The organism is Sanguibacter sp. TS_SC_8, from assembly GCF_055361235.1.
In genome coordinates this window covers 3,052,930-3,065,816 of record NZ_CM143955.1, presented here as the reverse complement: position 1 = coordinate 3,065,816, position 12,887 = coordinate 3,052,930, and the positions used below count along the sequence as shown (strand labels likewise).

Here is a 12,887-nt window from a genome sequence, read left to right as displayed (position 1 = left end):
AGACCGGCTCAGCCCTGCGGCCGGTCCGCCAGCGCTGCCAGGATGTGGTCGTGCAGCGGCCCGTTCGTCACGAGCGCGTTCCCGCCGTACGGCCCGTCGACGCCGTCGAGAGACGTGAACCGCCCACCCGCCTCGGTGACGATCGGCACGAGCGCAGCCATGTCGTAGAGCTCGAGCTCCGGCTCCATCGCGGCGTCCACCGCCCCCTCGGCCACGAGCATGTAGGACCAGAAGTCGCCGTAGGCGCGCGTGCGCCAGGCCTGCCTGGTGAGGTCGACGAACTGGTCGAGCTTGCCGCGCTCGTCCCAGCCGCTCAGGCTCGAGTAGGACAGCGACGCGTCGGCGATGTCCGTCACGCCGGAGACCCGCAACCGGGACGCCGCGGCGAGGGACCGGCCGGTCCACGCCCCGGTGCCCTTGGCCGCCCACCAGCGCCGCCCGATCGCGGGCGCGCTCACCACCCCGACGACGATGTCGTCGCCCTCGGCCAGTGCGATGAGCGTGGCCCACACGGGCACGCCGCGGACGAAGTTCTTGGTCCCGTCGATCGGGTCGATGATCCAGCGCCGCGAGCCGTGCCCGGTCGCCCCGAACTCCTCACCCAGGATCGCGTCGCGCCCGCGGGCCCGGCCGAGCTGACCACGGATGATCTCCTCGGCGGAGCGGTCGGCGTCCGAGACGGGCGTGTGGTCCGGCTTGGACTCCACATGCAGGTCGAGGGCTTTGAACCGGGACATCGTCAGGGAGTCGACCTGGTCGGCGATGACAAGGGCGAGGCGGAGGTCGTCGTCGTAGTGAGGGCGAGCAGTCATGGTCCTCACCGTAGCCGTGCGCGGCGGTGACCAGCGACTAGGCGCGCGCTGTGAGGAGCCTGCGGAAGGAGTCCAGGCGCGCCGCCCGGGCCAGCTGGACGGTCTCCTCGGGGGCGGCGGCGACCCAGTCGTCGAGCATGCAGTCGGGGGAGCCCTCGAGGTGGGTGCACCCGCGCGGGCACTCCTCGGCCACCTCGGCGAGGTCGTCGAAGGCCGTGAGCAGGTTCTCGATCTGCACGTGCGCGAGCCCGAAGGAGCGCACACCGGGGGTGTCGATCACCCAGCCGCGCTGCCCGTCGTGCTCGGGCAGCCGCAGGGCGACGGCCGAGGTCGACGTCTGCCGTCCGCGCCCGGTGACGTCGTTGACCACGCCGACGGTGCGCCGCGCCCCCGGGACGAGCGCATTGACGAGGGTCGACTTGCCGACCCCGGAGTGCCCCACGAACACCGAGGTGCGCCCGGCGAGGGCCGCCCGGACCACGTCGAGGGGGGTGATGATCCCGTCCGCGTCGCGGAAGGTGGTCACCACAGACACCCCGATCGGCTCATACAGGGCGCGCAGCGCGTCAGGGGAGGCCAGGTCGCTCTTGGTCAGACAGAGCAGCACCTCCATGCCCGCGTCGTAGGCGGCCACGACGCAGCGGTCGATCATCCGGGTGCGGGGCTCGGGCTCGGCGAGCGCGGTGACGATGACCAGCTGGTCGGCGTTGGCGACGATGATCCGCTCGTAGGGGTCGGTGTCGTCGGCCGTGCGGCGCAGCACGGTCGCACGCTCGGTGATCCGCACGATCCGGGCGAGGGTGCCGTCCTCGCCGGTGGTGTCCCCGACGACGTCGACCCGGTCACCGCAGACCACCCGGTTGCGGCTGAGCTCGCGGGCCTTCATCGCGGAGATGGAGTGCTCGCCGGGGAGGTTCTCGTCGATGAGGAGGGTGTACCGTCCCCGGTCGACGGCGACGACCAGGCCGGTCAGGGCGTCGTCGTGGTCGGGGCGGGTCTTCGTCCGCGGACGGCTCCCACGCTTGCTGGGACGGGAGTGGAAGTCCGACTCGTCGGTGGGGCGGCGGGACATCAGGTCAGATCGCCGGCCCGTCGGTCGAGGTCGCGTCCGCGCCGAGCATGGCGTTACCGAGCATGGCGTTCCACAGGCCGGTGAAGCCGGGCAGGGTCTTGGCGGTCGTCTCGACGTTCTCGATCTGGACACCGGGCACCCGCAGCCCGATGATCGCGCCCGCGGTCGCCATCCGGTGGTCGTGGTAGGTGTGGAAGACGCCGGCGTGCAGCGGGCGCGGGGTGATCACGAGGCCGTCGCTAGTCTGCTCTGCCTGCCCGCCGAGCCGCGTGATCTCGGTGGCGAGCGCCGCCAACCGGTCGGTCTCGTGCCCGCGCAGGTGCGCGATGCCGCGCAGGCGGCTGGGGGAGTCACCGAGCGCGGCCAGCGCGGCGATCGTCGGGGCGAGCTCGCCGCCGGCGTGCAGGTCGATGTCGATGCCGTGTATGGTCCCGGTCCCGGTGACCGTGAGCACGTCGCCGTCGAGGCTGGTGATGGCGCCCATGGCCGCGAAGATGTCGGGGACCATCGCACCGGGCTGGGTGGTGTGCACCGGCCACCCCGGGACCCGGACGGTCCCGCCGGCCACGAGGGCGGCGGCCAGGAACGGGCTCGCGTTGGACAGGTCGGGCTCGACCCGGACCTCGCGGCCGGCGATCGGGCCGGGGCGCACCTGCCAGATGGCGGGACGGGAGTCGTCGACCTCGACCCCGGCCTCGCGCATGAGCGCAACGGTCATGTCGATGTGGGGCAGGCTCGGCAGGGTGGTCCCGGTGTGGCGCAGCGTGAGGCCCTGGCCGAAGCGGGCCGCGGCGAGCAGCAGACCGGAGACGAACTGGCTCGAGGCGGAGGCGTCGACGTCGATCGAGCCGCCGCGCACGGCCCCCGACCCGGTGATGGTGAACGGCAGGAGACCACGACCGCCGTCGTCCACCCGCACGCCCAGCCCGCGCAGCCCTTCGAGGATGGGCCCCATGGGACGGACCCGGGCCCCGGCGTCCCCGTCGAGGGTGATCCGCCCGCTGGCCAGGGCGGCCACGGCGGGGATGAAGCGCATGACGGTCCCGGCGAGGCCGCAGTCGATGGTCACGTCGCCCGCGTGGCTGCCCGGGGTGACGAGCCACTCGCTAGGGCTCGCACCCTCGGTGATGGTCGCGCCGAGGGCACGCAGCGCCCCGACCATGAGGTCGGTGTCGCGGCTGCGCAGCGCCCCGCGGAGCACTCCGGGTGCATCGGCCAAAGCCGCCAGCACCAGGTAGCGGTTGGTCAGGGACTTCGACCCCGGTACCTCGACCGTCGCGTCGAGCTGCCCGGGCGCCGGCGCGAGGGTCGGTGCTGTCCACAGGTCAAGGCCGGGAGAGGTCGTCGTCATGCCCCTAGGTTATGGCACCTGCTGCGGCCACGGCGCCGACCGGGCGAGGCGTGGTCACACCTTCGCGACGGCCTTCTTGACCGCGGACTTCGTCGCCGCGCGTTCGGCGCGGGCGTGCTCGAAGCGCCAGGACATCCCTGGGCGGCCTTCGAAGTCGACGCCGGCGAGCAGTGCCGCCCCGATCGCGCCGAGACGACGCACGAAGGGCTCGGTGCGCTCCTCGCGGGTGCGCGGACCCGAGGTGAAGGGCTGCTCGGCGAGCGCGAGGGGGAGGGAGAGCGCAGCGAGGGTCAGTGCGGCCAGGCGAGGGGTGCGGCCGACGGCCAGGGCGAACCCGGCAGCTGCGGTGATCCCACCGTGCACCTGGACGACCGTGCGCAGCTGGCGGTCGGTGAGCGGTGCGCGTCCGAGCAGGTTCGTCGCCTGGTCGGCCGGACGGCGTGCGGTGACGACGTGTCCCGCCGGGTGACGCGCGGCGTCGACCCCGTCACGGATGAACCAGGTGGCGAGGAGTGGACGGGCAATCTTGCGGAGCAGCATCAGTGGTCTCCCTACAGGCGTGTGTCCAGGTCACTGTATCCTCGTCGGCCCGCTCGCGGCGCGTTCAAGCGGTGCACGCGGCCGGCGTGACCAGCCGGTGCGCCCGGCCCGCCGAGGCGGGGCCGGGCGGGATCGGTCGGGTCAGAGCACGCCGCCGGCGGCGGACGGCGCGTCGGAGGACTTGCCGGAGTCACCGACCTGCTCGCGGGCGACATAGTTCTCGATGTCGAAGAGGTTGTCCCCGGCGCGGCGGGCGATCGTCAGCAGCGTGTTGGCCGAGGCGACCTCCTCGACCTGCTCCTTGAGGAACCACAGCAGGAACTGCTCACCGAGCGCGTCGCCCTCGGTGCGGGCCGCCCGGAAGATCGCCTCGATCTGGTCGGTGACCTGCTTCTCCTGGTCGAGGGCGAGCTGGATCGGCTCGGTCACCGAGGAGAAGTCGTTGCGGACGGCGCTCCCGGACGGGATGGTCACGCGGATGTCGCGGTCGAGCATGTACTGCACGATCATCATCGCGTGGTTGCGCTCTTCGACGGCCTGGGCGTAGTAGTGCTTGGCGAGCTGGGGCAGGTCCTCGCTGTCGAACCACACGGCGATCGCGATGTACTGCTGGTGGGCGTCGAGCTCGTGGCCCACCTGGGCGCGCAGGAGGGAGAGGAACTGGGAGTCGGTGGCTGTAGTCGTCATGAGGTCCACCGTAGTGCCCGACGCCGCGTCCTGGCCTGGTGAGCCGGGTCACCCCGGCAGGGCTCACCTGGGCGGGGAATGGCGGGGGGCGGCGACGTGTTGAAGCAGAGTGACTTGTGTACTTGAGGAGAGCGGCCCCCGGGTGGGTACGCGTGCAGGCAGGGAGACCCACGTGGCACTAGGCTCGGCGGTGATGACTGAGGACACCAACCGCGCGCCCGAGACCGAGGGCGACAACGAGCGGACCCAGCGGTTCGAACGCGATGCGCTCGTCCACCTCGACCAGCTGTACTCGGCCGCGCTGCGCATGACGCGCAACCCCAGCGACGCCGAGGACCTGGTCCAGGAGACCTTCGCGAAGGCGTTCGCGGCATTCCACCAGTACCGCCCGGACACGAACCTCAAGGCCTGGCTCTACCGGATCCTCACCAACACCTTCATCAACACCTACCGCAAGAAGCAGCGGGAGCCGTTGCAGTCCGCGGCGGAGGACGTCGAGGACTGGCAGATCGCCCGCGCCGCCTCGCACACCTCGACCGGGCTGCGCTCGGCCGAGGCCGAGGCGCTGGACCGGCTGCCCGACTCCGACGTCAAGCGCGCGCTGCAGGAGATCCCTGAGGACCGGCGGATCGCGGTGTACCTGGCCGACGTCGAGGGGTTCCCCTACAAGGAGATCGCCGAGATCATGGGCACGCCGATCGGGACGGTCATGTCGCGCCTGCACCGGGGACGTGCGCAGCTGCGCGAGCTGCTCAACGACTATGCGGTCGATCGTGGATTCACCGTCGCGGACCACAAGGGTCCGGTCGGGACAGGACAAGACGGCAAGGAGGATGCGCGATGAGCACCAACGACGACTGCGACGAAGTCTTCGCCCATCTCTTCGAGTACCTGGACTCGGAGATGACCGACACCGACGCCGATCGGATGCGGGCCCACGTCGCGGAGTGCTCTCCGTGCCTGGCCGAGCTGAGCATCGACGAGCTGGTCAAGCGGCTGCTGCGGCGCTCCTGCACCGAGCAGGCCCCCGAGCACCTGCGGCTGAAGATCCACCTGCAGATCACCCGGCTGTCCGCCGGGGGCTGAGCGCGGCCCGCGCATGACCCGAGCATGACAAAGGGCCCCGTCACTGGTGTGACGGGGCCCTTCTGCATGCTCACAACGCGAATCAGGCGTTGGGACGCTTGCCGTGGTTCGCTGCGTTGCCCTTACGGCTACGACGCTTGCGTCCGCGCTTGCTCATAGTGATCTCCTCGAATCGAAGGACTGGTAGCCGCGCGTGTGGCCGCACGTGCCTGGCTACTATGGTCCCACAATTCCCGAGGCGTCGAGCACGCGGTGCGGCGCGGGTGCTCGGTATGAACGATGCGGAGGCCCTCAAGTGGCGCCCGCGAGGTGCCGATAACGGGTGCGTGAGCCAACAGAGCCAGTCCATCATCCCGCTCCTGCACGCCCTCGTTGGCACGGGCGGCTCCGACCTGCACTGCAAGGTCGGGTCCTCGCCCCGGGTCCGGGTGGACGGTCGTCTGCGGCGTCTGCAGATCCCCGAGCTCACCCCCGAAGACACGGTCCACATGCTCTCCGAGGTGCTCCCGGACTCGTTCCTGGACGACTTCGAACGCACCCATGAGGCGGACTTCGCCTACCAGCTGGACAGCGTCGGGCGGTTTCGCGTCAACGCCTACCTGGCTCGTGGGCACGTCGCGCTGGTCTTCCGTCAGGTGACGGAGGGCGTGCTGTCGATCTCCGAGCTCGGGCTGCCCGAGGTGGTCGGCGAGCTCGCCCTGGAGCCGCGCGGCCTCGTCCTGGTGACCGGTCCGACCGGCTCCGGCAAGACGACGACCCTGGCGTCCATGGTCGACCTCATCAACACCCTGCGTGAGGTCAACATCATCTCGATCGAAGACCCGATCGAGGTGCTGCACACCGACAAGAAGTCGATCATCTCCCAGCGCGAGGTGCGTCACGACACCCTCGACTTCCACTCCGCTCTGCGGGCCGCCCTGCGCCAGGACCCGGACGTGATCCTCGTCGGCGAGATCCGCGACGCGGAGACCGTCCGCGCCGCGCTGCAGGCGGCCGAGACCGGCCACCTGGTCCTGTCCACCCTGCACACCATCGACGCGCAGGAGACGATCAACCGCATCGTCGACTTCTTCCCCCCGCACGAGCAGATCCAGGCACGAACGGCACTGTCCCAGGCGCTGCGCGGCGTCGTCTCCCAGCGACTCGTGCGCCGGGCCGACGGCGGCGGCCGTCGGGTGGTCTCGGAGGTCATGGTCAACACCGGGCGCACGGCCGAGGCGATCGTCAACCCCGCCGACAACCCGCCGCTCTTCGACCTCATCAAGGAGGGCGAGTACTACAAGATGCAGACCTTCGACCAGCACCTCTTCGATCTGGTCCGGGACGGCGTCATCACCTACGAGGAGGCGTGCGGGGCCTCGACGAACCCGCAGGACCTCACGGTCGAGCTGCGCGGAGCCGGTCTGCTCGCCTGACCCCGCCTGCGGCACGCAGTGGTTGCTGCGCTCCCGTCGCTCCGCTCGCTTCCGTTGTCCGGTCTCCAGGTCCGGTCTACGGTGGGTGGACACTCACGACGAAGGAGCACGCATGAGGAACGAGACCTGGGTCATCGCCCAACCCCGATCGCTGCGCACGACGATCGCCGCCAACGCGAGCGACGGCGCGGACGAGGCGTTCCTCGCCGGCGGCGGACCTGTCACCTCGATCGTCGTGGCGATCAACGCCGGGTCGGTGCGGGTCGAGGCCCACGACCGCCTCGACGTCGAGCTCGACGTCGTGAAGGTCTCGGAACGACCGCTCGCCGCGACCCTGACCGAGGACACCTTCAAGGTGTCCTACGACTTCACCGGCATCGAGGGAATCGTGGACCGGGTCAAGGGTCTGCGGGACAAGGACTCCGCCGAGATCCTCGTGCGGGTGCCCCGGTCGGCCGCCGTCAAGGTGTCGACCGTGCACGGGGACGTGAGCGTCCAGGACGTCACCGCGCCGGTCACGGTCAGCACCGTGGACGGCAGCGTGGAGACGATCGACGTGACCGGTCCGGTCTCGGTCTCGACCGCCGCAGGGCGGGTGTCCTGCACCGGTCAGGTCGGACCGGTGAACATCAGGACCGCGACCGGGCCCATCCACCTCGCCGGCCAGCTGAGCCGCGCCGACATCTCTACGGTCTCAGGAGAGGTGAGCATCCAGACGGCGCCCGGCGCGGGCGTGATCACCACGAAGACGGTGTCCTCCCGGGTCGCGCTGCGGGTCCCGGCCGAGGCCGGGGTCGACCTGCGGGTGCGCAGCGTCACCGGCAAGATCGCCCTCGATGGCGCGGACCTGCGCAAGACCACCGGTCAGGGCGGGCGCACCGCCCTCGTTGAGCGCGCTGAGCCGGGGGCGACGGTCTTCCTCACGGCCAACTCGGTCTCGGGCGACGTCGCAGTCTCCCGCGAGGTCTAGGCGCCCTAGGCGCCAGAGGCCTCGTCGTCGGGCAGGCCCAGCCAGCGGTACCAGCCGGTGTGCAGGACGAGCCAGGCCATCAGGCCGTAGCCGGCCTGGCCCGGGTACACGGTCCCGTTGGCGGCGAGGTCGCCGAGCCACTGCTCGTGGTTGACCAGCGGGGTGAAGGTGTCTACGTAGGGCACGCGGCGGCGGTTGGCGACGTCGGCGAAGGCCGTGGACAGCTCGGCGAGCCGGTCCCGGTCGGCGGCCAGGCCGGGCGGCGGTCCGACGACGAAGGCGGAGATCCGCCGGTCGTCGGCGACGTCGAGGATGTTCGCCAGGTTGAGGCGGCTCCGGGCCAGGGTCAGGCCGGCGGCCAGGTCGGATCGGCCCAGGGCGACGACGATGCGCAGGTCGACCGAGGGGTCGCTGGTGGCCCGGCGGTTGAACTCGTCCTCCCAGCGGGCGCTCAGTGCCGTCGTCGTCTCGCCGGGGACGGCGAGCGGGAAGACCATGGTGAGCGACGGTGCGTGGGTGCGGGCGGTGACGCGGCCCAGCCAGCCCAGGCCCTTGGGGTCCCCGACCCCGGCCGCAAGCTCGTCGCCGACGACGCAGATGCGCAGCTGGTCTGGGGGTGGCGTGGTCACTGTGGACTCCCATTCAGGTCGGGCGGGTGCGAGCGGGTGCCCGTCCGCCGTGCCGGGTGACGAGCATCGTGCCTGTCCGAGCGCACTGTGCCGGTGAGCGGCCGGTGAGCGGCCGGTGAGCGCCGGTGAGCGCCGGTGAGCGCACAGTGCCATTGTCGGGGTGAAAGGCGACGGCGGGGTGCGCCAACACGCCGAAGCGTGCGGTGCACCCCGCCGTCTGCGTGGGATCCCGTCAGCGGGCGAAGGCCGTCTCGATGAGCCCGGTCTGCTCCTCGAGGTGCTTCTTCGCGGAGCCGGTCGCCGGAGAGGCCGAGGCGCTGCGTGAGACGACCCGGATCGGGCGGCCGACCTCGGCCGGTGCGTTGAGCGCGATGAACGGCCACGCGCCCTGGTTCTCGGGCTCGTCCTGGACCCAGACGATCTCAGCCTGGCCGAACGGCGCGAGAGCCTCGCGCAGTGCAGCGCCCTCGAGCGGGTAGAGCTGCTCGAGCCGGATGATCGCGGTGGCCGTGTCGCCGGTCTTGTCGCGGTGGGCGATCAGGTCGTAGTACACCTTGCCCGCGCACAGCAGCACCCGGTCGAAGGACTGGCCCGAGGCGGCCCGTGCGACCGCCGCGTCGTCCCCGATGACCTCGCGGAAGGTCCCGGTGGTGAAGTCCTCCGGGGCTGAGGCCGCCGCCTTGAGGCGGAGCATCGACTTGGGGGTCATCACCACGAGCGGGCGGCGCGGGCGGGCGTAGGCCTGGCGGCGCAGCAGGTGGAAGTGGGAGGCCGGGGTGCTCGGGAAGGCCACCGTGAGGTTGTCCTCCGCACACATCTGCAGGAACCGCTCCAGGCGAGCCGAGGAGTGGTCCGGACCCTGACCCTCGTAGCCGTGCGGCAGCAGCAGCACGACCGAGGAGTTCTGGCCCCACTTCTGCTCGGCGGAGGAGATGAACTCGTCGATGATCGTCTGACCACCGTTGACGAAGTCGCCGAACTGGGCCTCCCAGAGCACGAGGGCGTCCGGACGCTCGACGGAGTAGCCGTACTCGAAGCCGAGGACCGCGTACTCGCTCAGCGAGGAGTCGTAGACCCAGAACTTCCCCTGGTCCCCGGACAGGTACAGCAGCGGGGTCCACTCGGCACCGGTCTCGCGGTCGTGCATGACCGCGTGCCGCTGCACGAAGGTGCCACGACGTGAGTCCTGGCCGGAGAGGCGGACGGGTGTGCCCTCCATGAGCAGGGAGCCGAAGGCGAGGATCTCGCCGTAGCCCCAGTCGATGCTGCCCTCGCTCGACATCTTGGCGCGCTTGTCGAGCAGCTGGCTGAGCTTGGGGTGGACCGTGAAGCCCTCCGGCGGGGTGACGTGCGCGCTGGCGATGCGGTCGAGCACGGACTGGCTGGTCGCGGTCTTCCACCCGACCATCGTCCCGGCGTCGGCGCGCTGGGACTCGGGGCGCTCCAGACCGGAGATCGGCTCGGACTCGGCGGGCGGGGTGTAGCCGCCCTGACGCGTCTCGGTGAAGACCCTCTCGAGCTGGGACTGGTAGTCGGCGAGGACCTGCTCGGCCTCGGCGACGCTGATGTCGCCGCGGGCCACGAGGTTCTCGGTGTAGAGGTTGCGGACCGAGCGCTTGGCCTCGATGAGGTTGTACATGAGCGGCTGGGTCATCGAGGGGTCGTCGCCCTCGTTGTGACCGCGTCGGCGGTAGCACACCATGTCGATGATGACGTCGGAGTCGAACTCCTCACGGAACTCGAAGGCGAGCTGGGCGACGCGGACCACGGCCTCGGGGTCGTCCCCGTTGACGTGGAAGATGGGCACCTGCAGGCCCTTGGCCACGTCCGTGCAGTACAGCGTGGACCGGGAGGACGCGGGGCCGGTCGTGAAGCCCACCTGGTTGTTGATGATGACGTGGATCGTCCCGCCGGTGCGGTAGCCACGCAGCTGGGAGAGGTTGAGCACCTCGGTCACCACGCCCTGGCCCGCGAAGGCGGCGTCGCCGTGGATGAGGATCGGCAGCACGGAGAAGCCGTCCCCGCCCAGGTCGATCCGGTCCTGCTTGGCGCGGACGATGCCTTCCAGGACGGGGTCGACGGCCTCGAGGTGGGAGGGGTTCGCCGCGAGGTACACCTTGGTCTTGGCGCCCGACTCGGAGGTGAAGGTGCCCTCCGTGCCGAGGTGGTACTTGACGTCGCCGGACCCCTGCACGGTGCGCGGGTCCTGGTTGCCCTCGAACTCGGAGAAGATCTGCGCGTAGCTCTTTCCGGCGATGTTGGAGAGCACGTTGAGCCGGCCGCGGTGGGCCATGCCGATGCAGACCTCGTCGAGACCGGCCTCGGCCGCCCCGGACAGCACCGCGTCGAGCAGGGCGATGACCGATTCCCCGCCCTCGAGGGAGAAGCGCTTCTGACCGACGAACTTCGTCTGCAGGAAGGTCTCGAAGGCCTCCGCGGCGTTGAGCCGGCGCAGGATGCGCAGCTGCTCCTCGCGCGGGGTGCGCTCGTAGCCGGCCTCCAGGCGGGCCTGGAGCCACTTGCGCTGGGTGCGGTCGGCCAGGTGCATGTACTCCGCGCCGACGGTGCGGCAGTAGGAGTCGCGCAGCAGCCCGAGGATGTCGCGCAGGGTGGCCTTCTTCGTGCCGCCGAAGCCGTTCGTGGGGAAGGTCCGGTCGAGGTCCCACAGCGTCAGGTCGTGCGTCTGCACGTCCAGGTCCGGGTGCTTGCGCTGGCGGTAGGCCAGCGGGTCGGTGTCGGCCATGAGGTGACCGCGCGAGCGGTAGGAGTGGATGAGCTCGGCGATCCGGGCGGGCTTGGCAGCCTCCGCGTCGGCGTCGATCGTGTTGTCGCGGACCCAGCGCACCGGCTCGTAGGGGACCCGCAGCGAGGCGAAGATGCGGTCGTAGAAGCCGTCCTGGCCGAGCAGCTTCACACCGAGGATGCGCAGGAAGTCCCCGGACTGCGCGCCCTGGATGATGCGGTGGTCGTAGGTCGACGTGATCGTCAGCACCTTCGAGATCGCCATCCGGGAGAGCTGCTCGAGGGAGGCGCCGGCGAACTCCGCCGGGTAGTCCATCGCGCCCACGCCGACGATCGTGCCCTGCCCGGCCATGAGGCGCGGCACGGAGTGCACGGTGCCGATGGTCCCGGGGTTGGTCAGCGAGATCGTCGTGCCCTGGAAGTCCTCGACGGTGAGCTTGTTGCCGCGCGCGCGGCGCACCACGTCCTCGTAGGCGGCCCAGAACTGGGAGAAGTCCATCGACTCCGCGCCCTTGATGCTCGGCACGAGGAGCTGGCGGGTGCCGTCCGGCTTGGCCAGGTCGATCGCGAGGCCGAGGTTGATGTGCCCCGGGCGCACGACGGCGGGCTTGCCGTCGAGCAGCGTGTAGCCGGAGTTCATCGCGGGCATCTCGGCGAGGGCCTCGATGAGGGCAAATCCGATGATGTGGGTGAAGGAGATCTTCCCGCCACGCCCGCGGATGAGGTGGTTGTTGATGACGATGCGGTTGTCGACCATGAGCTTGGCCGGGATGGCGCGGACCGACGTCGCGGTGGGCACCTCCAGGCTCGACTCCATGTTGACCACGACGCGCGCGGCGGGGCCGCGCAGCTTCTGCACGTCGTCGGCCTGGTCGGAGGTCTCCTGCTTGTGCTTGGTCTTGGCGACCTCCGCGTAGGGGGCGGTCGCGGGCTGCGCGGTCGCCACGGGAGGGGACGTGGGGAAGTCGGCCACGATGGGCGCGGCCTGTGTCACAGCCGCGATCTGCACCTTCTGCGCCTGGCGGGCGGCCTGCTCGCCGTGCGAACCGCTCGCGGCCGGCGTGGCTGACGGAGCAGCGGCGGCCGGTGCGGGTGAGGCGGTCAGGGCCGGCCGAGCGGCGGCCGGCGGGGTGGGCGCGACGGCGGGGGCCGCCGACGGGGCGGGTGCCGCTGCCGCGGGCGTGGCCGGCTCAGCGGCGCCCTCGGACCCACCGGGCTGGTAGCTCGCGAAGAAGTCCCACCAGGCAGGGTCGACCTCGTTCTTGTCCTTGAGGTACTGCTCGTACAACTCGTCGACAAGCCATTCGTTGGCGCCGAAGATGGCGCTCACCGCGCTGATCGACTCTGACTCAGCATTCGAGGACACGCTCGGATCGCCCACTTTCACCACAGATCGCTACCGCATGGAGCGGTAATAGACGTCCCCAGCCTAGGGCCTAAAGACCTACCCCACGGACTGGAGTGGGGCTTATCACCTGCCCACTTCCGCGTAATCACCTCGCCCTTCAGGTGCAGGCAAACGGGGGGCAACGAGAGTCTGGTGATCGTCCAAAGAGGGTGTCGGGAACGTCTGGACCCGGTAT

Annotated in this window: 12 protein-coding genes; 4 read left to right on the top strand and 8 right to left on the bottom strand. The window is 70.6% G+C overall.

The window, feature by feature from the left end; genetic code table 11:
* Positions 1–8 precede the first annotated feature (8 nt).
* The 5 genes from hisN to ACWA15_RS13905 all read right to left on the bottom strand — a co-directional run bounded on the left by hisN (position 9) and on the right by ACWA15_RS13905 (position 4,462).
* Positions 9–812 (bottom strand): histidinol-phosphatase, encoded by an 804-nt coding sequence (hisN, locus tag ACWA15_RS13925; RefSeq protein ID WP_464055952.1) that lies wholly within the window; start codon positions 810–812, stop codon positions 9–11.
* A gap of 37 nt (positions 813–849) precedes the next feature.
* Positions 850–1,884 (bottom strand): ribosome small subunit-dependent GTPase A, encoded by a 1,035-nt coding sequence (gene rsgA, locus ACWA15_RS13920; protein WP_464055950.1) that lies wholly within the window; start codon positions 1,882–1,884, stop codon positions 850–852.
* A 4-nt stretch (positions 1,885–1,888) separates the two neighbouring features.
* Positions 1,889–3,235: a 3-phosphoshikimate 1-carboxyvinyltransferase gene (gene aroA / locus ACWA15_RS13915; RefSeq protein WP_464055948.1), complete on the bottom strand. Its 1,347-nt coding sequence runs from the start codon at positions 3,233–3,235 to the stop codon at positions 1,889–1,891.
* A gap of 54 nt (positions 3,236–3,289) precedes the next feature.
* Complete coding sequence (locus tag ACWA15_RS13910) at positions 3,290–3,775, bottom strand: DoxX family membrane protein (protein ID WP_464055947.1); 486 nt, start codon at positions 3,773–3,775, stop codon at positions 3,290–3,292.
* Positions 3,776–3,916: 141 nt separating this feature from the next.
* The gene (locus tag ACWA15_RS13905) at positions 3,917–4,462 is read right to left on the bottom strand and encodes a ferritin (RefSeq protein ID WP_464055946.1); all 546 of its coding nucleotides are present in this window, start codon (positions 4,460–4,462) and stop codon (positions 3,917–3,919) included.
* Between the two features lie 142 nt (positions 4,463–4,604).
* Here ACWA15_RS13905 and ACWA15_RS13900 point away from each other — a divergent pair, with 142 nt between their 5' ends.
* Together ACWA15_RS13900 and rsrA are read left to right on the top strand one after the other, a co-directional pair.
* A complete protein-coding gene (locus ACWA15_RS13900; protein ID WP_464055945.1) occupies positions 4,605–5,306 on the top strand; it encodes a sigma-70 family RNA polymerase sigma factor in 702 nt (233 codons plus the stop codon).
* Positions 5,303–5,548, top strand: coding sequence for a mycothiol system anti-sigma-R factor (gene rsrA / locus ACWA15_RS13895; protein ID WP_464055943.1), 246 nt, complete (start codon positions 5,303–5,305; stop codon positions 5,546–5,548). The genes ACWA15_RS13900 and rsrA overlap by 4 nt, the downstream gene beginning before the upstream one ends.
* A gap of 82 nt (positions 5,549–5,630) precedes the next feature.
* Here the strand turns inward: rsrA and ACWA15_RS13890 are convergent, their stop codons facing one another.
* Positions 5,631–5,705 carry a 50S ribosomal protein bL37 gene (locus ACWA15_RS13890; RefSeq protein ID WP_099052597.1) on the bottom strand — a complete coding sequence of 25 codons (75 nt, stop codon included), beginning with the start codon at positions 5,703–5,705 and terminating at the stop codon, positions 5,631–5,633.
* Between the two features lie 169 nt (positions 5,706–5,874).
* Here ACWA15_RS13890 and ACWA15_RS13885 point away from each other — a divergent pair, with 169 nt between their 5' ends.
* Both ACWA15_RS13885 and ACWA15_RS13880 read left to right on the top strand, forming a co-directional pair.
* Positions 5,875–6,963: a type IV pilus twitching motility protein PilT gene (locus ACWA15_RS13885; RefSeq protein ID WP_464055942.1), complete on the top strand. Its 1,089-nt coding sequence runs from the start codon at positions 5,875–5,877 to the stop codon at positions 6,961–6,963.
* A 112-nt stretch (positions 6,964–7,075) separates the two neighbouring features.
* On the top strand, positions 7,076–7,933 hold the full coding sequence (locus ACWA15_RS13880) for a DUF4097 family beta strand repeat-containing protein (RefSeq protein ID WP_464055941.1): 858 nt from the start codon (positions 7,076–7,078) through the stop codon (positions 7,931–7,933).
* Positions 7,934–7,938: 5 nt separating this feature from the next.
* Here the strand turns inward: ACWA15_RS13880 and ACWA15_RS13875 are convergent, their stop codons facing one another.
* Both ACWA15_RS13875 and ACWA15_RS13870 read right to left on the bottom strand, forming a co-directional pair.
* Positions 7,939–8,562, bottom strand: a complete 624-nt coding sequence (locus tag ACWA15_RS13875; protein WP_464055940.1) for a GDSL-type esterase/lipase family protein — start codon at positions 8,560–8,562, stop codon at positions 7,939–7,941.
* Between the two features lie 232 nt (positions 8,563–8,794).
* Positions 8,795–12,634: a multifunctional oxoglutarate decarboxylase/oxoglutarate dehydrogenase thiamine pyrophosphate-binding subunit/dihydrolipoyllysine-residue succinyltransferase subunit gene (locus ACWA15_RS13870; RefSeq protein ID WP_464055939.1), complete on the bottom strand. Its 3,840-nt coding sequence runs from the start codon at positions 12,632–12,634 to the stop codon at positions 8,795–8,797.
* Between the last annotated feature and the right edge of the window lie 253 nt (positions 12,635–12,887).